19 protein-coding genes and 1 pseudogene are annotated in these 17,479 nt (G+C 66.7%); 12 read left to right on the top strand and 8 right to left on the bottom strand.

Going from position 1 to position 17,479, the window contains the following annotated elements; all coding sequences use genetic code 11:
• Positions 1–61 precede the first annotated feature (61 nt).
• Positions 62–1,318, bottom strand: a complete 1,257-nt coding sequence (locus tag EYS21_RS15020; RefSeq protein ID WP_131134018.1) for an MFS transporter — start codon at positions 1,316–1,318, stop codon at positions 62–64.
• On the bottom strand, positions 1,315–1,773 hold the full coding sequence (locus EYS21_RS15015) for a MarR family transcriptional regulator (RefSeq protein ID WP_131134017.1): 459 nt from the start codon (positions 1,771–1,773) through the stop codon (positions 1,315–1,317). The genes EYS21_RS15020 and EYS21_RS15015 overlap by 4 nt, the downstream gene beginning before the upstream one ends.
• 262 nt (positions 1,774–2,035) lie before the next feature.
• On the opposite strand from EYS21_RS15015, the gene EYS21_RS15010 reads away from it, so the two are divergent.
• On the top strand, positions 2,036–2,293 hold the full coding sequence (locus EYS21_RS15010) for a helix-turn-helix transcriptional regulator (protein WP_131134016.1): 258 nt from the start codon (positions 2,036–2,038) through the stop codon (positions 2,291–2,293).
• Positions 2,293–3,540 (top strand): HipA domain-containing protein, encoded by a 1,248-nt coding sequence (locus EYS21_RS15005; protein WP_131134015.1) that lies wholly within the window; start codon positions 2,293–2,295, stop codon positions 3,538–3,540. The genes EYS21_RS15010 and EYS21_RS15005 overlap by 1 nt, the downstream gene beginning before the upstream one ends.
• 217 nt (positions 3,541–3,757) lie before the next feature.
• On the opposite strand, the pseudogene EYS21_RS23770 reads toward EYS21_RS15005, so the two are convergent.
• Together EYS21_RS23770 and EYS21_RS14995 are read right to left on the bottom strand one after the other, a co-directional pair.
• A pseudogene (locus tag EYS21_RS23770) lies at positions 3,758–3,973 on the bottom strand (DUF1801 domain-containing protein); the annotation flags it as partial.
• 4 nt (positions 3,974–3,977) lie between these two features.
• Positions 3,978–4,586, bottom strand: a complete 609-nt coding sequence (locus EYS21_RS14995; RefSeq protein WP_131134014.1) for a TMEM175 family protein — start codon at positions 4,584–4,586, stop codon at positions 3,978–3,980.
• Positions 4,587–4,667: 81 nt separating this feature from the next.
• Between EYS21_RS14995 and EYS21_RS14990 the strand changes: the two genes are divergently transcribed.
• Entirely contained in the window at positions 4,668–5,012 is a 345-nt protein-coding gene (locus EYS21_RS14990; protein ID WP_131134013.1) for a DUF1801 domain-containing protein, read from the top strand.
• Positions 5,013–5,023: 11 nt separating this feature from the next.
• Here EYS21_RS14990 and EYS21_RS14985 read toward each other — a convergent pair whose 3' ends face one another.
• Positions 5,024–5,602, bottom strand: coding sequence for a dihydrofolate reductase family protein (locus EYS21_RS14985; protein ID WP_131134012.1), 579 nt, complete (start codon positions 5,600–5,602; stop codon positions 5,024–5,026).
• A gap of 119 nt (positions 5,603–5,721) precedes the next feature.
• Here EYS21_RS14985 and EYS21_RS14980 point away from each other — a divergent pair, with 119 nt between their 5' ends.
• From EYS21_RS14980 to EYS21_RS14970, 3 genes are all read left to right on the top strand, one after another.
• Entirely contained in the window at positions 5,722–6,234 is a 513-nt protein-coding gene (locus tag EYS21_RS14980) for a DUF664 domain-containing protein (protein ID WP_131134011.1), read from the top strand.
• Between the two features lie 221 nt (positions 6,235–6,455).
• Positions 6,456–6,836 carry a VOC family protein gene (locus EYS21_RS14975; RefSeq protein ID WP_131134010.1) on the top strand — a complete coding sequence of 127 codons (381 nt, stop codon included), beginning with the start codon at positions 6,456–6,458 and terminating at the stop codon, positions 6,834–6,836.
• A 66-nt stretch (positions 6,837–6,902) separates the two neighbouring features.
• Positions 6,903–7,367: an SRPBCC family protein gene (locus EYS21_RS14970; RefSeq protein ID WP_131134009.1), complete on the top strand. Its 465-nt coding sequence runs from the start codon at positions 6,903–6,905 to the stop codon at positions 7,365–7,367.
• A gap of 20 nt (positions 7,368–7,387) precedes the next feature.
• Here EYS21_RS14970 and EYS21_RS14965 read toward each other — a convergent pair whose 3' ends face one another.
• Entirely contained in the window at positions 7,388–8,167 is a 780-nt protein-coding gene (locus EYS21_RS14965) for an SDR family oxidoreductase (RefSeq protein WP_131134008.1), read from the bottom strand.
• 16 nt (positions 8,168–8,183) lie between these two features.
• Positions 8,184–9,071: a helix-turn-helix transcriptional regulator gene (locus EYS21_RS14960; RefSeq protein ID WP_131134007.1), complete on the bottom strand. Its 888-nt coding sequence runs from the start codon at positions 9,069–9,071 to the stop codon at positions 8,184–8,186.
• 144 nt (positions 9,072–9,215) lie between these two features.
• Here EYS21_RS14960 and EYS21_RS14955 point away from each other — a divergent pair, with 144 nt between their 5' ends.
• Both EYS21_RS14955 and EYS21_RS14950 read left to right on the top strand, forming a co-directional pair.
• Positions 9,216–10,622 (top strand): MFS transporter, encoded by a 1,407-nt coding sequence (locus tag EYS21_RS14955; RefSeq protein ID WP_131134006.1) that lies wholly within the window; start codon positions 9,216–9,218, stop codon positions 10,620–10,622.
• Positions 10,623–10,696: 74 nt separating this feature from the next.
• Entirely contained in the window at positions 10,697–11,527 is an 831-nt protein-coding gene (locus EYS21_RS14950; protein WP_131134005.1) for an oxidoreductase, read from the top strand.
• 36 nt (positions 11,528–11,563) lie between these two features.
• Here EYS21_RS14950 and EYS21_RS14945 read toward each other — a convergent pair whose 3' ends face one another.
• Positions 11,564–12,001, bottom strand: a complete 438-nt coding sequence (locus EYS21_RS14945) for an ester cyclase (RefSeq protein ID WP_131134004.1) — start codon at positions 11,999–12,001, stop codon at positions 11,564–11,566.
• A 276-nt stretch (positions 12,002–12,277) separates the two neighbouring features.
• Here EYS21_RS14945 and EYS21_RS14940 point away from each other — a divergent pair, with 276 nt between their 5' ends.
• The 4 genes from EYS21_RS14940 (at position 12,278) to EYS21_RS14925 (ending at position 17,348) form a co-directional block, all read left to right on the top strand.
• On the top strand, positions 12,278–14,671 hold the full coding sequence (locus EYS21_RS14940; protein WP_131134003.1) for a CHAT domain-containing protein: 2,394 nt from the start codon (positions 12,278–12,280) through the stop codon (positions 14,669–14,671).
• On the top strand, positions 14,655–15,008 hold the full coding sequence (locus EYS21_RS14935) for a CU044_2847 family protein (protein WP_131134002.1): 354 nt from the start codon (positions 14,655–14,657) through the stop codon (positions 15,006–15,008). Before EYS21_RS14940 ends, EYS21_RS14935 begins: the two co-directional genes overlap by 17 nt.
• A 270-nt stretch (positions 15,009–15,278) precedes the next feature.
• A complete protein-coding gene (locus EYS21_RS14930) occupies positions 15,279–16,400 on the top strand; it encodes a DUF1524 domain-containing protein (RefSeq protein ID WP_131134001.1) in 1,122 nt (373 codons plus the stop codon).
• Positions 16,401–16,472: 72 nt separating this feature from the next.
• On the top strand, positions 16,473–17,348 hold the full coding sequence (locus EYS21_RS14925; protein WP_347559567.1) for an excalibur calcium-binding domain-containing protein: 876 nt from the start codon (positions 16,473–16,475) through the stop codon (positions 17,346–17,348).
• Positions 17,349–17,479 lie beyond the last annotated feature (131 nt).

The raw sequence follows: 17,479 nt of genomic DNA, 5'->3' as shown, positions 1-17,479 counted from the left end.
CGGGACGCTCCCGCCGTAGATGTCCCTTTTCCCCGGACGCTCTCGCACACCGAGCGGGGATTCAAGCCGTGGCGCGGCGCCCGGGAAACGCGGTCCGCACCTGTTGCCGGAAGGTCATCGGGCTGCGCCGGTTGACGGCGATGACCGCGAACAGGCCGGTCAGCAGCACAGTGGCACCGGCCGCCGCCACCGACCAGCGGGCACCGAATTCCGTGCCGATCCACCCCAGCAGCGGCGCCCCCACGGCGGTCCCGCCCTGCAGGATGGCGAGGTACAGGGCAAGGACGCGCCCGCGGAACTGTGGCTCCACGGAGAGCTGGATCGTGGTGTTGCAGCTGTTCAGGAAGGTGATGCACGCCAGGCCGAGCGGGATCAGCACGGCGGCATAGAGCCAGATCGACGGCGTCGCGCTGGCCAGCAGCGAAAAGATACCCACTCCGATGGCCCCGCCCAAGAGGTAACGCAGCCTGGGGCCGGACCTGCGGGCGGCCAGCAGGGCGCCAGCGAGCGTCCCGACGGCCATGACGGAACCAAGAAGCCCGAATTCCCCCGGTCCTGCCCTGAATTCCACGGTGGCCATCAGTGCGTTGGTGATGGCGAAGTTCATGCCGAAGGCCCCGATGACGCTCACCATGACGAGGATGAGCACCAGGTCGGGCCGCTGCCGCACGTAGCCCAGGCCGTCCATCACCGGGTGCTTGCTGCGCGGTGCGGGGGTAGCCAGGGTCAATTCAGAGGTGCGGATCCTGAGCAGCGAGATGATGACGCCGGCGAAGCTGACGGCGTTGAGCAGGAAGACCGGTCCCGTTCCCACCCAGGCGATCAGTACGCCGGCGATCGCGGGGCCGGTGAGCCGGGCGGTGTTGAAGGACGCGGAGTTCAGGGACACAGCATTGGTGATGTGTTCCCGCCCCACGAGTTCGGACACGAAGGCCTGGCGCGTGGGCGCATCAACGGAGCTGGCCAGACCGAGACAGAGCGCGGCCAGGTAGGCATGCCACAGCTGGGCATTGCCCGTTACCACCAGCAGTCCGATGGCAAGCCCGCAGAGACCCATGGCAACCTGGGTCCACAACAGGATCGCGCGCTTGCGGTACCGGTCGGCGAGGACGCCTCCGTAAGGGCCCAGAAGCAGGCTGGGCAGGAACTGCAGCCCGGTGGTGATGCCGACGGCGGTGCCGGAGTGGTCGGTGAGGACTGTCAGCACCAGCCAGTCCTGCGCGATCCGCTGCATCCAGGTGCCCACGTTTGAGACGAGCGCCCCGCCCGCCCAGATCCTGTAGTTGCGGTTCTCAAGTGCCCGGAACATCGCGCTCATCGGGCGCTCATCTCCTGCATGATGCGTGCGGCCCGGCTCAGGACCAGGCGGTCCTCGTCACTGAGCCGGGCGACGCGGTGGGCCAGCCAGGCGGTGCGCTGGCTGCGGGCTTCGGCGAGGACAGTCTCGCCGGCCGGGGTGATCCGTACCTGGATCTGGCGGCCGTCCTCCGGATGCGGGGACCGCGACACGAACCCTTGCTCCGTGAGTGCGTTGACGATCCGGGTCATCGACGGCGCCTGGACGTGCTCGCTTTCCGCCAGTTCGCGGAGGGTCTGGGATCCGGTGCGCAGGTGGGCCAGAACCGTGTACTGGCCCGGCGTGATGACATCGCCGGTTGCCTCGATGCGCAGGCGGCGGGATGTCCGCATTACGGCGGTGCGCAGGTCGATCGCCAGGATGTCCGGCTGGATGCTGTCCGCGGACTCGTGGTCCGTCTCTGTGGTGGTGGTCATTGGGGTTCGGTGTCCTCCCGCAGATGGTTAGCACTGCTAATTAGCTCTGCTAACCATTATGCTCCCGCCTGGTCTCCGGTGACAACAAATGTCCGGCACCTCACAGCGCCCGGCCACACTCGCGCAACCGTAGCCGCCTGGGATGTGCATGTTCGGGGACCGGACTTCATGTAGGCGTGGTGAATATCATGAACAATCCTTCAACGCCGTCGAATGTTCATTATCTTCACCATATGGTGACCATCCTTGATATGGTGAAGATATGGAACAATCGGCCGATACCCCGTTTTTCCGCGCCATGGACGCCAAGTCCTTCGGTACGGCAATCAGGAATGCGCGGCAGGAGCGCGGGCTCACCCAGAGCGCCCTGGCCGAACTGATCAGCGCCAGCAGGCACACCGTCGTCCGGCTGGAACAGGGCGAGAACGTTTCGTTGGATACGGCCATGGCTGCAGTGCGGGCGCTGGAGCGGGACGTCGCACTGATTCCCCGCTTCTCGCGCCTGGACGTGAAGCGGTGATGCGTAATGAGCGCCTGGCTGTTTGGCTGCATGGCCGCCACATCGCCTGGCTCTCAGGGACATCGTTGCGTCCCCGGCTGCAGTACCTTCCTGATGTGGTTGGCGAGTATGGCGCTGGGGCTGCGCTCCTGTCGCTGTCCTTGCCGCTGCAGTCGAAACCGCTGACCGGGCCATCGGTCCTGAATTTCTTCGACGGGCTGTTGCCGGAAGGCCAGGTCCGCGCCCACCTGGCGGATCTGAACAAGGTAGCGACAACGGACATCAAAGCGATGCTGGCCATTGTTGGATCGGACTGTGCCGGCGCGGTGCAGGTACTGGCCGAAGGCGTCGACCCGGCAGGAGCGGGAGAGCTGCTGCCCATGTCCGACGCCGAAGTTGTGGCAGCGGTGGAGTCACTTCCCACCTGGGACCTGCCGGCGGACTTTGCCATCACCACTTCGCTTGGCGGTGTACAGTCCAAGATCCTGCTGTCTCGCGAGGGTGGCCGCTGGTACTGGCCTGCGGGAGGCGCGGCGTCAACGCACATCATCAAGCCGGACCCGTTGGATTCGCCGATCCCGAATTTGCTGGCCGCCGAACACTGGGCGCTGGATCTGGCCCGGGCAGCGGGTCTGCCAGCGGCACTAACCACGATGGACCGGTTCGGCACCCGGGACGCCCTGGTGGTGGACAGGTATGACCGGACCACGGATCACCGGCGCATCCATCAGGAAGACTTCACACAGGTCCTCGGGCTCGCGTCGGCGGCCAAGTACGACCAGTCGACGGCGGTACCGTCGCGCCTCACGCACGTGGCCGCTGTGGCGGCCCCGCACGCCCGCAACGCAATGTCCTTCAAGCTCGACCTGTTGAGGGCCGTGAGTTTCAATGTCCTGATCGGCAACGGTGACGCCCATTCGAAGAACTACTCGGTGCTGATACGCGAAACCGGTGAGGTGACGCTCGCCCCGCTGTACGATGCAGCGCCCACGCTGCTGCTCTATGCACGGAGTTCCAATGCCGGGCACTCCGTGGCGGGCCAGGCAAGGCTGAACTACATCACGCTGGACCATCTTGTCCGCGAGGCGGCCAACTGGGGAGTGGATGCCGGTGCGGCGCGTTCAACGGTCACCGAAGTCCTGACGGCGACGGCCGAGGCACAGGTGCCCGCCGCCGATGAGTTGCAACATCTGCCGTCACTCGTCGTGGACAGGGCATCAGATTTGCTGGCCGGGGGCGTTGCCCGGCGCCACTCCGTGCCGGACTGAGACTTCGGGGCAGGACGGGGCGCGTAACCAGCTTCGCTACTGCCCTTCCTTGAGCTTCCGCCAGCCGCCGGCCCGGTTGTTGGCGATGATCGCCCGGAACATCTCCACCAGCGCGGCCTCGTTGATGGCCTCGCCCTCGTGGATCGAAATCATGCGGCCGGTCTTGTTGCCGTGCCCCCCCGGTGATGATGTTGTGCGGATCCGGGGTGATGCCGCCGTCGTACAGGAAGACGTTGACGTGGTCCTTCGCCGCGAGAAGGGCAATGACGTTGCCCTGCAGGACGAAGTACGGCTGGACGGTCCGCTTGATGGTCTCCTCGACGTCGGGATCGGCGGCGTGGACCAGGTCGCGGACCTTATGGCAGATGTCCTGCTGCCACGCCGGCAGGGGGTCGATGTACTGGTCAATGCGGGGGTCTTTGACGTAATCCACTGCTTCAACTCACCTTCTTGCGGGACAGCGAGCGGGAGATCACTGCCGCGGGCACCAGCAGGAACCACAGGTAGGGCGTGTTGCTGCCGAGGAAAAATGCGGCCGGGATGCTGAGGAGGAAGACCGACGGCGGGATGATCCTTCCGCGGAACACGCGCCAGTGCTCGTGGGCATCCACGCTGTCCTCCGTGAGGCCCTTGCGCCAGGCGTAGGTCCACATTCCGGCGAGGGTCAGGTAGACGCCGGAAATCGTGGCCGCGTACAGCACGCTCGGCCACGGACCCGGATTTCCGCCGTAGTCGCTGAGGACCGACGTGGTGGCCGGCAGCATCACGATGAAAAACAGCAGCAGCATGTTCAGCCAGGCCAGCTGCGGGCTGAACTCTCGGATGCGGAAGAAATCGGTGTGGTGGGACATCCACACGCGGGCGACGATGACGAACGACAACGCAAACGCCACCAGTTCGGGGATTCCGTCGATGAGCTCGGCAGTCAGGCGTTCGGGCGGGATTCCCGCCGGAAGTTTGAGGTCCAGTGCCAGCAGCGTCAGCGCGATGGCAAACACCGCATCGCTGAAGAACACCATGCGTTCAAGCGGGACTGATTTGTCCATGCCCACCCCTCTTCTCCCACCTTGGCCACACTCTAGGCGCTCGGAGGCGTCAACAGAATGGGCAGGAATAGAATGGGCGCCATGGGCACCGTTGATGATTCCCTGGCCGATCTGCCAGAGCCCGAACGCGGCTCCCTGCAGCGCGTGATCGACATAGCCCGGACCCTGCTGCCGGACGCCGAGGAGGGCATGAGCTACGGGATGCCCGCCCTGAAGCTGGACGGAAAGCCGCTCATCGGCGTCGTCGCGGCGGCCAAGCACCTCTCCGTCTTCCCGTTCTCCCCGGCGGTGATCGACGCCGTCGCACACCGGCTGGAGGGATACTCGCTGTCCAAAGGCACCATCCGTTTCACCCCGGACCATCCGCTTCCCGACGACGTGCTGGAGGACATCGTCCGGCTGCGCCGTTCGGAGATCCGGAAGTAGGGCCCGGCGGGTCAGATTGCCCGGTACGTAGCGATCACGACGCCGGTCGTCGTCGTCACGCTGTTGGTGAGCCTAAGCCCTGTCTCCGGGCCGTCCGGGAACAGCCGGCGGCCCGCTCCGAGAATCAGCGGGTGGATGAGGAGCACGTATTCATCGATGAGGTTCCTGCTCCTGAGGGACTGAATCAGTTCGCCGCTGCCCAGGACGGCGATGTCCGGTCCCGGCTGTTCCTTGAGGCGGGCCACGGCGTCTGCCGCGTCGCCCTGGAGCAGTGTGGAGTTCTTCCACGGCAAAGGTTCGGTGAGCGTTGTCGAGGCAACGTATTTCTGGATGTTGTCCAGGACGTCGGTGAAGGGGTTGTCCGTTTGGCGGGGCCAGTAGCCGGCGAAATCCTCGTAGGTGCGGCGCCCCAGCAGCAGGGCGCCTGTCTGGGACATGCCCTCACCCATGACGCGTCCCATGACCTCGTCGTTGTACGGCAAGGCCCAGCCGCCGCGCTCGAAGCCCCCTCGGGTGTCCTCATCGAACCGTCCCGGCGCCTGCATGACGCCGTCCAAGGACACGTTGTTGGTGACGCTGACTTTTCTCATGGCGGATTCCTTAATCGCCCAGCGCTGATGGGTGAGGCCTTCATTATCCCGCGGCTACCTTGCGAACGGGCACCCGTGCAAGCATGGGATTCAGCCCAAAAGCACCGAGAAGGGACCCGATGAAGACCAACGAACTCCTGCTGGACGCCTTCGGCCGGATCCGGGAGACCGTGGAGGCCGTGCTGGAAGGGCTCGACGACGTGTCCCTGCTCCGCCGGCCGGCCGGCACCGGGAACTCGATCGCGTGGCTGATCTGGCACCTGGGCCGGGTGGAGGACGCGCAGGTGGGCTCCGCCGCCGGCGTCGAACAGGTCTGGACCGCGCAGGGCTTTGTGGCCCGCTTCGACCTGCCGCTGCGCGCCCGCGACACCGGCTACGGCCACTCCACTGAGCAGGTGGACGCCGTCAAGGCCAGCCCGGAACTGCTGCTGGAGTACTACGACGCCGTCCACCGGCAGACCGCGGACTTCCTGCGGACCCTCGACGACGGCGATCTGGACCGCATCGTGGACACCCGCTGGGACCCGCCCGTCACCGTCGGGGTGCGGCTGGTCAGCACCATCGCCGACTGCCTCCAGCACGTGGGGCAGGCCGCCTACGCCAAGGGCCTGAGGCCCACAAGCGGCGAGTAAGAAGTCGGCTATTTCCGTTGGCGCAATTCGGTTCCATAATGGCCACATAAGCTTCGGGGATCCTCGCGCTTTGTGATGGCTGGCGCGGCGTTGCAGGGTCCCAGGTGGCCGCCCCGGCATTTGGCGGAACGGGTGGCCACGCGGTGCCGGACAACGACGTTCCGGTGCCGAACCAGGGGAGAGCGGCGCCACCAACGCGAGTTATGCACAAAGGAACCATCATGCTCAAGGATCGAACCATCATGGCAGTCCTCGCTGCGAAGGACATCAACAGGGCGAAGGATTTCTACCGCGACAAGCTGGGTCTGGAACCGTCCGAATCCATGGAGGACGACAGCCTGTTGTACAGCGGCGGCAACGGCACAAGCTTCCTGATTTACCAGACAGAGAATGCCGGGTCGGCCAAGAACACCCAGATGGGCTGGGAAACGGACAACCTGGAAGCCGAGATGGAAGAACTGCGGGGGCGCGGCGTCGTCTTCGAAGACTACGATTTCCCCGGCCTGAAGACGGAGAACGGCGTTGCTGACAATGAATGGGGGAAGTCCGCCTGGTTCCTGGACAGTGAGGGCAACATTCTCAACATCTCCCAACGGAAGTAGCCCGGCCACAAGCCCGCGCGGGCACCGCGCCCGCGCGGGCTTGGCCCTGCAGGGTGAGGAATACACATGGGCGCGATCGAACACTCGGTCTGGATCAACGCCCGGCCTGTGGATGTGTGGCGGACGTACGTTGACCCATCGCGCCTGCCCGAATGGCAGACCGGCTCGCCCGTCATCGCCGAAATTCACGGTTCCGGAGGCCAGCCCGGCTCCACCTACACATCAACCCGGGGCCCGGGAACCGCCCGGACCATCGTGCTGTCCGCGGATCCGCCGCGCAGGATCGTCACCAGGACCGTGGCCTACTTCGGGCTGAAGTTCGACGTCGGTACGCACTTTCTGCCCGAAGCCGACGGCACCCGGCTTCGGCTTCGGGCAGACACGCACTGGCCCCGCGGGCTGGGGCTGGGGGGCAGGCTGGTTGAACTAGCCATCCTTAGCGGCTCAGAGGCACGTAAGGAGCTCGCCAACATCAAGGCACTCGTGGAGCGGGAAGCCGGAGAGAAAGGGACCGGGGAGCCTCCGGTTTAGCCGCGTCCCCGGAGGGCCCTTTAGAGGTGCGCGGTCAGCGCGCCGACGTCCCGCCGTACACTGTCCGGTTCGGCGTCGGCGGGCATGTTCGCCTGGTCCCGGACGCCGTCGAAGGAACCGGCCGGGTCCTTGTCCAGAGTTCCGAAGACTGGCTCCAGGTCATCCTGCGCCGGCCCGTGCTCGGCAACAAGTTCGAACGTCAGGTGGTCGGCGGCGTCCGAGGCGAGGCTGTCCACCAGCACGCGGGCAATCTGGTGCCGGGCAATGACGCCGTCCGCGGGGCTTCCGGCGTGGCGCGTATCGCCCTGCAGCGGGGTGATCTTCAGCTGGTCGCCGTCGTTGTAGTCGAACCAGCCGGGACGGACGATCGTGTAGGCGTTGCCGCTGGCGCGGACAATGCGTTCGCTGCGCCGCTTCCAGTCGTGGGTGCTGCCGCGCCGGGTGACCCCGATGGCTGTCATGAGGGCGATGCGCACGCGGCGGCCGCCGAGCGACTGGAGCACGTTCTTCACTGCTCCGTAGTCGACGGCTTCGGCCGCTTTGGCGTCGCCGTATGAGGAGCCCTGGGTGAAAACGACGGCGTCGATTCCGGCGACTGCGTCGGCGAGGGTTTCGGCCCGGGTCAGGTCGCCCACCACCTTCTGCGCGCCGGGGTCGAGCCGGCCTGCCCGTGATTCGTCGCGCACGAGGGCCCTCGTCTCGTAGCCCTGGCGTACTGCTTCCGCCACGACATGGCGGCCGACACTTCCGGTCGCGCCGACCACGAGTACGGTGCCGGGCTTGCTGGATTTCTCTGTCATGCGTGGCGTTTCTTTCTTATGATCTTTGGTCGAGGGTGGCGGGCGCGGGGAGTTCGCTGGGTGCGGTCGCGGCCCAGCTGGCGAGCAGTTTCAGGCGTTCGTCGCTGGCCGAGCCGGGTTCGGCGGTGTAGGCGAACATCGTCCAGCCGGGGTTGGCCGGCAGTTCCATCGCTTCGTAGCTGAGTTCGAGGCCCCCGACGACGGGATGGTGCATTCGCTTGAGCCCGGTCCGGTGGAACCGGACGTTGTGGGCGGCCCAGCGGGTGCGGAATTCCTCGCTGCGGGTGGCGAGCTCCCCGATCAGGTCCGAGAGGCTGCGGTCATGCGGCTTCCGGCCGGCGTAACCGCGCAGGACGGCGACGACGTCGTTGGCGTTCTGCTCCCAGTCCGGGAAGAACGTGGGTGCTTCGGGATTGAGGAACATAAAACGGGCCGTGTTGGCCGGCTGGACGTGGTCGGCCAGGACCGGGGCGTAGAGGGCGCGGCCCAGCGCGTTGGCGGCGATGAAGTCCATGCGGTCGTTGCGGACCCAGGTGGGGGCGCCCGTGACGGCGTCCAGGAACCGCTGCAGGCTGGGCCGCAGTTCCTGCGCCTTGGCTGCCCGCCTGCGGCGGGCGGGCCCGGGCTGGGCTGCACGGGCTAGGGCAAAAAGATGTGACGTTTCGGCTTCGTCCAGCCGCAGCGCGTGGGCGATGGAGTCGAGCACCTCATCCGAGACGCCGGAGAGGTTGCCGCGCTCGAGCCGGGCGTAGTAATCCACGCTGACGGCGGCCAGCGTGGCCACCTCTTCCCGCCGCAGGCCCGGCACGCGCCGGTTGCCGCCGACGATCAGATTCACCTGGTCGGGGGAGACTTTTGCCCGCCGGGAACGCAGGAACTCGCTCACATCATTTCGACTGTCCATGCTTTCAGGCTACGGCCGGCGACGGAGCCGTGGGAGGGCCTGTCAGTACACCCTTCCCCGCTACAAAGCCGCTGAAGGGTGGTCTGCCAGTACATGGAACAGCAGGCACTGCCGCCGTTTATCCGAGGGTGGTGAGCTTGATATATGAACATCACCACAGCCGTGCCACCCACCCGGGTCCGTCCCGCGGCGGTCTTGGCGATCATCCTTGTCGCCTACTTCATGATCATCCTGGATGCCTCGATCATCTTCACCGGCCTGCCCAGGATCCAGGCGGAGCTGGACCTGTCAACCACCGGGCTCTCCTGGGTGCAGAACGCCTACACGCTGGTGTTCGGCGGCCTGCTGCTGCTCGGCGCCCGCCTCGGGGACATCCTGGGCCGGCGCAGGGTGTTCATCGCCGGCCTCACCGTGTTCGCCATCGCGTCCCTGCTGATCGGGCTCGCCCCCAACGAAGCATGGCTGATCGCCGCCCGGGCTCTCCAGGGCGTCGGCGCGGCCGTCGTCGCGCCCTCCTCGCTGTCCCTGCTGACCGCGACGTTCGCCGCCGGCCGGGAACGGACCCGCGCCGTCGCAGCCTACGGCGCCGTGGCCGGAATCGGAGCCAGCCTCGGGCTGGTGGTCGGCGGCGCTCTGGCCGAATGGGTGTCGTGGCGGGCCGGGTTCTTCGTCAACGTGCCCATCGGCGCCGCCATGATCATCGCCGCGCTCAAAACCATCCCGGAATCCCCGCGCGCCACTGGCCGCTTCGACCTCCCCGGCGCCCTTTGCTCCACCCTGGGCATGGGCGCCCTCGTCTTCGCCATCGTCAACTCCACCGACGCCGGCTGGGCGGCACCGGAAACCGTCACCGCCCTCGCCGCAGCCGCGGTGCTCCTGACCCTGCTGGTGGTCAACGAAGGCAAAGCAAAGCAACCCATCATGCCGCTGCACCTGTTCGCCAGCCGGGAACGGGCCGGCGCCTACGCCGCACGGCTCCTCTTCGCCGGCACCATGATCGGGTTTTTCTTCTTCACCACCCAGTTCCTCCAGGGCGTCTACGGCTTCAACCCGCTGCAGGCCGGTGTGGCCTTCTTCCCCATGACGGTGGTGAACTTCTTCGTCGCACTGGCCGTCCCGCGGCTCACGCACCGATTCGGCAACGCCACGCTGCTGGCCGCCGGGCTCGCCCTGACCCTGGCCGGCATGACCTGGCTCAGCACCATCACCGCCGGCACCCCCTACCTTCCCGGCGTCGCGCTCCCCATGGTGCTGATCGGCGTCGGGCAGGGCCTCGGGTTCGCGCCGCTCACTTCCGCCGGCATCGCAGGAGCCAGCGCCCACGACGCCGGAGCCGCCTCCGGACTGGTCAACACCTCGCACCAGCTCGGCAGCGCCCTCGGCGTCGGCGTCCTGGTGGCGGTCTCGGCCAACGCCGGCTCACTCGCCGGGACCGTCGCCGTCGCCTATACCGGCGGGTCAATCATGCTGGCAGCGGCACTGCTCGTCGCCCTGGTGCTCATCGTTCCCGCCGAACAGGCAGCACGCCGCACCGCCCGAACCATGCCCTGACAGTACCTGTTCAGCGGAACCGTTCTGCGGTTACCTGATCAGTAGGACCCGGAAACTACGAAAGGAATCACCCCATGGCTACCTGGCTCATCACAGGATGCTCCACCGGACTCGGCAGCGCGCTTGCCCAGGCGGTGCTCGCCCACGGGCACAACGCCGTCGTCACAGCCCGGAACCCCACCACGCTCGAGGACATCGCGGCCGCCTATCCGGACACGGCCCTGGCACTGCCCCTCGACGTCACCGACCGGGACCAGATCAGCTCGGTGGTGCAGGAGGCGCAGACCCGTTTCGGCGGCATCGACGTCCTTGTCAACAACGCCGGGTATGGTTACCGCGCGGCGGTGGAGGAAGCGGACGACGCCGACATCCGGCAATTGTTCGACACGAACGTTTTCGGCGCGGTGGACATGATCAAAGCCGTCCTGCCGGGCATGCGTGCGAACAGGTCGGGGTCCATCCTGAACATCTCCTCGATCGGGGCGCGCATCACGCCGGCCGGATCCGGCTACTACTCGGCCACGAAGGCGGCGCTCGAGGGCCTGTCCGGCTCACTGCGCAACGAACTGAAGCCGCTGGGGATCAGCGTCACCGTCGTCGAGCCCGGCGCGTTCCGCACCGACTTCGCCGGCCGTTCACTCACGCAGTCGGCGACGCCGATCGCGGACTACGCGGACACGGCCGGGAAGCGGCGCAAGGAGAACGACACGATGGACGGCACCCAGCCGGGTGATCCGGCCAAGGCTGCGGAAGCCATCGTGACGGTCGTGAACAGCGGGAACCCGCCGTCGCTGCTGGTGCTCGGACAGGACGCGTTCGGCGCGTTCGGCGCCGTCGCCGAAGCAGAACGCGCCGATCTGGACCGGTGGCGGGACCTCAGCCTGAGCACCGGAATCGAGGACTAGCGTCGGCGCCCACGGCCTGGCGGGGGACCGCCGCGCTCATTGTTTGGACAGTGATTCGGGCAGCAGTCCGAGCTGTCCCAGGAACTCCATCTGGTCGAAGTAGAAATGGTGGCTGATGATTTCGCCGTTTTCCACCCGGGCGACGTCGCAGCTTCTGACCCGAACCTCCCTGCCGCTGGGCGGCAGGCTTTCGCCGGTGGGCAGGTTCAGCGGCCCGGTGTGCGTTCCGACGATGATGCCCTCATCGATCGCCACGTCGCCGGACTCGTGCCTGTCCGTGTAGTCGTACCTGACATCCGGCAGGGCTACCCAGAATTCGAAAAGGTAGTTGCTGATGGCGTCGCGGCCCCTGATTTCGCCCTGGTCGGGGGTGAATGCCACGGCGTCAGCGGCGTAGCAGCCGCTCAGGGTGTCTTTGTCCTTTTCCCCCATGGCCGTGGTTAGACGGTCCATGACCTCCCGTGCCTGTCCCATTGCGACCTCCATTTGAGTGGCGGCCACACGGAAGCGCGGGCCGCTTCGTGGTTTTTTGGCCCGCTGGTGCAGGGCCAGTTTAAGTACACGTCCGCCCCGAGGCGCTGTCAACGAGCCCGGCTACCCTGCTTTGGACGCGGGGCGAAGGTGCCCATCACAAACTTGTCCTTGTGGTGTCCGGGTTCCCGGGCCACTCTGTAGGTGTGGGCCCGATCCTTTGAGAAAGCGACGGCGGACGCCCCTTGGGGACGCCCGGACATCGCTGGAAAGGCAGCCATGGACGGCGACATAGAGCTGGAACTTGCAGCCGGTTCGGAGCCGGGCGAGTACTCCGTGCGCGTGGTCCAGGCTCCGGCGGGCGGCAACGCCTCCGGTGTCTTCCGGCTTGATGTGGAGGGCATCCTGGAGCGCCGGACCGAGCTGGAATCCACGGTCCTGGCTTCGGCGGTGGCGGCCCGCCGGACCACCCCCGTCGCTGAGCTTCCCGTCCGTGGAGTGGGCCAGCAGCTGTTCCAGGCATTGTTCACTCGGGAGGTCTACGGCACGTATCGTGCCAGCCTGGGTGCGGCGCAGCATAGCGGGCAGCAGCTGCGGGTGGTGCTGCGGCTGGCGGCGCCGGAACTCGCGGCGCTGCCGTGGGAAATGCTGTTTGACCCGGAAACGGAAACCTACCTGTGCCAGACCGAACCGCTCCTGCGGCACATTCCGGCACCGGACTATCACCTGAAACCCCTGGAGATCGTGCCGCCGCTGCGCATCCTTGGGCTGGTCGCGGCTCCCCGGGACCTGCCGTCGCTGGATGGGGAGGCCGAAAAGCGGCACCTCGCCGCGGCGCTCGGTGGTCCAATTTCCGAGGGGCGGATCGAGCTGGTCTGGGCGCCAGGCGGAACGTGGGAGGACATCCAGTCCAGCCTGCTGGCGGGACCGTGGCATGTTGTCCACTTCATCGGCCACGGGGACTACGATTCGCGCAGCGACGAGGGACGCATCGCCCTGGTCGGCGCGGACGGCCGAGCCGCCATGGTGCGCGCCATCCGTTTTATGGCCCTCCTGAGTGTTGCCGCGCCCCGGCCGCGGCTGGTGGTGTTGAACTCGTGTTCGTCGGGCGAGTCAGGGCAGGAGGACCTGTTCTCCGGCACCGCATCCACACTGGTCCGCAGCGGCATCAGCGCGGTGGCCGCCATGCAGTTCGCCATCAGCGACGTCGCTGCCATAGCCTTCGCGCAGGGCTTTTATGCCGCGATCGCCAGCGGCCGCGGCGTGGACGAAGCAGCCCGGATCGGCCGCATCTCCGTGATGGCCAGCCCGGATGGGACCCTGGAATGGGTCACGCCGGCCCTCTATGTCAGGGGCGGATCCACGCAGCTGTTCACCCTTTCGGCCCCGCCGAAGCCGCCCGTTCGGAAGCAGGCGGACCAGGAAACGGAGGGCCAGCAACAGCGGCTGGACGAGCTTCCGGACCGACTGCAGGACGACGCCCGCGAGCGTGCCCGGCTCAGGTCGCGGCAGGCACAGCTGCACGCGCTCTACGTCCAGGCCTCCGCAGAGCTGCGCGCCAAGCACTATGGTTTGGCTCTTGAGCTACTTGATGACCTGCTGACCTTAGATCCTGATTACCGCGACGCTGCAGCCCTCCGCCTCTCGGCAGTACAACGCCAGGAGCGCGCCGAAGCATATGAGCGGGCCGTCGAAGCCGAGGAGGACGAGGACTGGTCCACGGCCATCAGCGAATTTTCCAAGCTCCAGGATGACCCGGCCTTTGCCGATGCCGCGGCCCGCAAGGAACGGGCGGAGAAGCGCCAACGGATCGCAGACCTGCAGGCCGAACTCGACTACCACGCCGGGAGCGGCAACTGGGAAGCGGTCCTGGACGTCGCGGCGGAGCTCGAGGCTCTGGATCCGGCCGCCGCGGACCCGGATGGACTGACGACGGCGGCGCGGGGCCACCTTGGAGCCGCGGCGGAACCGCCCGCGACGCCCGTCAGCCGTGCTGACCGACAGTCTCCGGTCCCGCCGTCGCAGGCAATCAGCGGCACGGACCGCCCGTCGCCGGTTCCGTCGTCGGACCGTCCGTCCGCTGAACCGGCCGAGGCGCCGTCCGAGCAACCGCAGGGCTTGGACTTCCGGCTCCTGGGATCCGGAGGATTGCTCCTGGCGCTCGCCGGAGGCCTGCTCGCGTTTTTCTACAACTACCTGCTTTGGTATGACGAAAACGACTGGTGGTACAACCGCGGGTCGGGCACCATTCAGTTCATGTACGGGGTCCTGGCGCCGGCAGGCTATACGCTGCTGCTGCTTTCGGGACTCCCTGTCCGGACGGTGCTTGGCCGGGTCGCGCTGGGTGTTGCCATCGGCGCGGAGGCGCTGATGGGGCTTGTGGGGTTCGAAGTCGAGGCCCAGCCGGCGGCACTGGTTTGGAGCTTGGTGCACGCAGTTTTTGGAGTCTGCGCCGGCATCCTGGCCATCCGCGGCGGACACGCCGTGGCTGGGTGGGTGCTGCTGGTCTCCGCCGGATCCCTGCCGCTGGTGTGGGCCGGGCTGGAGGAGTCCGCTGTGATTGGCGTCGGTTTTATGGTGCAGGGCATGGTTGTCGCGGCATGCGGAGCCGTTTTCCTGGTGCTGGCGGTGCAGATGAGAAAGGGTCGGTCAGGGCATGACAAGGCTGGTTGAATTCCCCACCGCGGACGGCGGCACCGTCCTCGTGGAAGTTGCTGACGCTGCGGGCACGGTGGTGACCCGGGGCGGGGACAGCCATACGGGTGTTTTTGCGCGGGCCCAGCAGACCTTCGAGCGGGCCCTCAGCAACGTCCGGCCCGCCGTCCAAGGGGTCATCGACGAGCTTATGAACCTGCCCAACCAACCCGATGAGGTTACCCTCGAGTTCGGCCTCGACCTCCATGCCGAAGCCGGGGCTTTCATCGCGGCCGCAAGCACCAGCTCGAATTTCACCATCACGCTCACGTGGAGCCGCAAAGGTGAGGAAACCGGAGACGGCGGAACCGCGTAAACGCACGTGGATGGCCGGCCCCAGTATCGGCGGCGGCCCAATACCTGGCAGACCGCGGATCTCCGGCATCCGCCAGCGATTGTGAAGCGCATGACTTTCCGTGCGACGAGTTTCCTCAAGATCGGCTCAAGGCTCCATCAGCGTTGTCCGAAGATCGTCGAAGAATTGGTTTTGCCGCGAATCTGGGAAATAGGCTCCTCACCAGCAGCAACATTGGCTTAAGCAAAGGGCCCGGCTATCGCCGGGCCCTTTATTTAATGGGGGAGAACAATGCCGAACTACGAGATGCTTATGCGGACGGCAGGGGCCGTCGCCGCGTCGGTTTCTTTGGCATTTGTTGTCGGGTGCTCCGCCGGTTCGCCGGGGACCGCAACGCGGGAGCCGCAGGCCGCTTCGTCGGCGACCGATGCCTCGTCGGCCGCGTCTGAGGCGAGCGCAGCTGCACAAGCCACGCCGGCGCCGTCGGGCTCTCCGCTTGATCCCGAGACCCCCTTCGTTGTGGCGAACGGCGTCAGCGTCACCGCACCGAAGACGCAGCCTGCCTTCGCGACGAAGGCGGCCGACCTGCTGGCCACTTTGCCCGTCAAGGGCCGCGCACCCAAGACGGGATATGACCGTGCGCTGTTCGGGCAGGCCTGGGCGGACGTGGACCGGAACGGCTGCGATACCCGTAATGACATGCTCAAACGCGACCTGATGGGCATCGCCTATACCAACAGCGTCCCCTGCAAGGTGCAGTCCGGAATGCTGGCGGATCCCTACACGGGCACCAGCATCAGCTTCCTGCGGGGGACTGCCACCAGCAGCGCCGTGCAGATCGACCATGTGGTGGCCCTCAGCGACGCCTGGCAGAAGGGCGCGCAGCAGCTGACCACGGAACAGCGGACGGCGTTCGCCAACGATCCGCTGAACCTCCAGGCGACGGACGGTCCCACCAACATGAAAAAGGGCGACGGCGACGCCGCCACCTGGCTGCCGCCGAACAAGGGCTTCCGGTGCGAGTACGTGGCCCGGCAGGTTTCGGTGAAGGCCACGTACAGCCTGTGGGTAACCCAGGCGGAGCACGACGCGATGGCCAGGATCCTCGGCGACTGCGCCGGCCAGCTGGCACCGACCAACGAGCAGGCGCCGGTTGCTGCGGCGGCACCTGAGCCCGCGCCCGTGGTGGCAGCTGCACCCGTGGCGCCGGCCCCGGTTGCTGCTCCGGTGGCTCCCGCCCCGGTTGCCCCCGCGCCCGTTGTCCCGGCGCCGGCTCCCGCAGTTCCGGCCGCCGTCTACTACGCCAACTGCACGGCTGCGAAGGCCGCCGGCGCGGCCCCGATCTTCGCGGGACAGGCCGGCTACCGGTCCGCGCTTGACCGCGATTCCGACGGCGTGGCCTGCGAGAGCTGACCGCGCCCCATTGCCTTGGGGTTATTTATGCCCCATTTGCATCACCGTCACAAACATTCCTAGGGGAAAAAAATGACAAACAATCCTTATGCTCCTGCAGTCCAAAAAGGCCGCTGGAAACCGACTGTGCTCTTCTGGATCGTTGCGGCAATAGTGCTGCTGGTCCTGATTCCTTTCGCCATAGCCGGCGGAGTGGGTATGGCCTTGTTCATCCTTGGCCTGGTTGCCCTGCTTACCGGGCTCTATGTGCTGCTGTTCAAGCGCCGGTCATGGGTTGGCCTGCCGCACCGCAAATCCGGTGGAATCGTGGCAATTGCCGGATTTGTCGCCTTGATTTTGGGTGCGGGCGTGGTCGGTGCCACCGCCGCCCCGGGCGGAAGTACCGATAAAGCGTCCCTGGCCAGTACATCCCAAAAGTCCGCAACGGCAACGCCAAGTGCGACCCCGACGAATCCGGCGAACTCGGCCTGCCTCACCGCAGCCGAGACGCGAAAGTACAACGACCAGACACTCATCTGCACCTCGGGCAGCGACCAGCGTCTGGTGTGGATGACCGAGGCTGACTCGAAGCGGGTGGTCGCTGAGAAGGCTGCCGCTGACAAAGCCGCCGTTGATAAGGCGGCAGCCGAAAAGGCTGCTGCTGAGAAGGCTGCGGCAGATAAAGCGGCCGCAGACAAAGCTGCGGCAGATGCGGCTGCCGCGCAGCTGGCCGCCGAACAGGCCGCTGCACAGAAAGCTGCGGCCGAACAGGCAGCGGCCCAGCAGGCCGCGAAGCAGGTCCCCGCAGCTCCGGCCGCACCAGCTCCCGTTGCGCCAGCGCCCGCCGCTGCCTACTACCCCAATTGTGCGGCGGCTAAGGCTGCCGGTGCGGCGCCGTTGCGCATTGGGCAGGCGGGCTACCGTGCAGGCCTGGACGGCGATTCCGACGGAGTTGCCTGCGAGAAATAGCCGCCTCGCGTAAGCCGTTTAAAGTGCCGCGGATACCTTCTCCCTCGAAAGTATCCGCGGCACTTTGCTGTTTGAGGCCCCTGCAGCGCCAGCGGGACCAGCGGAGCAGTGTGCTGGGGCAGTCCGCCCCT

Origin of the sequence: Arthrobacter sp. S39 (assembly GCF_004320525.1) — a bacterium.
Lineage (GTDB): Bacteria > Actinomycetota > Actinomycetes > Actinomycetales > Micrococcaceae > Arthrobacter.
Note: the sequence above shows the minus strand (reverse complement) of the source record. Positions and strands in the feature narration are given on the sequence as shown.

Excerpts from the sequence above, each read along its gene's own strand:
- EYS21_RS14940 (WP_131134003.1), top strand. The coding sequence starts at position 12,278 with ATGGACGGCGACATAGAGCTGGAACTTGCAGCCGGTTCGGAGCCGGGC.
- EYS21_RS15020 (WP_131134018.1), bottom strand. The coding sequence starts at position 1,318 with ATGAGCGCGATGTTCCGGGCACTTGAGAACCGCAACTACAGGATCTGG.
- EYS21_RS14960 (WP_131134007.1), bottom strand. The coding sequence starts at position 9,071 with ATGGACAGTCGAAATGATGTGAGCGAGTTCCTGCGTTCCCGGCGGGCA.
- EYS21_RS15005 (WP_131134015.1), top strand. The coding sequence starts at position 2,293 with ATGCGTAATGAGCGCCTGGCTGTTTGGCTGCATGGCCGCCACATCGCC.
- EYS21_RS14965 (WP_131134008.1), bottom strand. The coding sequence starts at position 8,167 with ATGACAGAGAAATCCAGCAAGCCCGGCACCGTACTCGTGGTCGGCGCG.
- EYS21_RS14975 (WP_131134010.1), top strand. The coding sequence starts at position 6,456 with ATGCTCAAGGATCGAACCATCATGGCAGTCCTCGCTGCGAAGGACATC.
- EYS21_RS14955 (WP_131134006.1), top strand. The coding sequence starts at position 9,216 with ATGAACATCACCACAGCCGTGCCACCCACCCGGGTCCGTCCCGCGGCG.
- EYS21_RS14935 (WP_131134002.1), top strand. The coding sequence starts at position 14,655 with ATGACAAGGCTGGTTGAATTCCCCACCGCGGACGGCGGCACCGTCCTC.
- EYS21_RS14970 (WP_131134009.1), top strand. The coding sequence starts at position 6,903 with ATGGGCGCGATCGAACACTCGGTCTGGATCAACGCCCGGCCTGTGGAT.
- EYS21_RS14995 (WP_131134014.1), bottom strand. The coding sequence starts at position 4,586 with ATGGACAAATCAGTCCCGCTTGAACGCATGGTGTTCTTCAGCGATGCG.
- EYS21_RS15010 (WP_131134016.1), top strand. The coding sequence starts at position 2,036 with ATGGAACAATCGGCCGATACCCCGTTTTTCCGCGCCATGGACGCCAAG.
- EYS21_RS14950 (WP_131134005.1), top strand. The coding sequence starts at position 10,697 with ATGGCTACCTGGCTCATCACAGGATGCTCCACCGGACTCGGCAGCGCG.
- EYS21_RS14980 (WP_131134011.1), top strand. The coding sequence starts at position 5,722 with ATGAAGACCAACGAACTCCTGCTGGACGCCTTCGGCCGGATCCGGGAG.
- EYS21_RS14930 (WP_131134001.1), top strand. The coding sequence starts at position 15,279 with ATGCCGAACTACGAGATGCTTATGCGGACGGCAGGGGCCGTCGCCGCG.
- EYS21_RS14925 (WP_347559567.1), top strand. The coding sequence starts at position 16,473 with ATGACAAACAATCCTTATGCTCCTGCAGTCCAAAAAGGCCGCTGGAAA.
- EYS21_RS14990 (WP_131134013.1), top strand. The coding sequence starts at position 4,668 with ATGGGCACCGTTGATGATTCCCTGGCCGATCTGCCAGAGCCCGAACGC.
- EYS21_RS14985 (WP_131134012.1), bottom strand. The coding sequence starts at position 5,602 with ATGAGAAAAGTCAGCGTCACCAACAACGTGTCCTTGGACGGCGTCATG.
- EYS21_RS15015 (WP_131134017.1), bottom strand. The coding sequence starts at position 1,773 with ATGACCACCACCACAGAGACGGACCACGAGTCCGCGGACAGCATCCAG.
- EYS21_RS14945 (WP_131134004.1), bottom strand. The coding sequence starts at position 12,001 with ATGGGACAGGCACGGGAGGTCATGGACCGTCTAACCACGGCCATGGGG.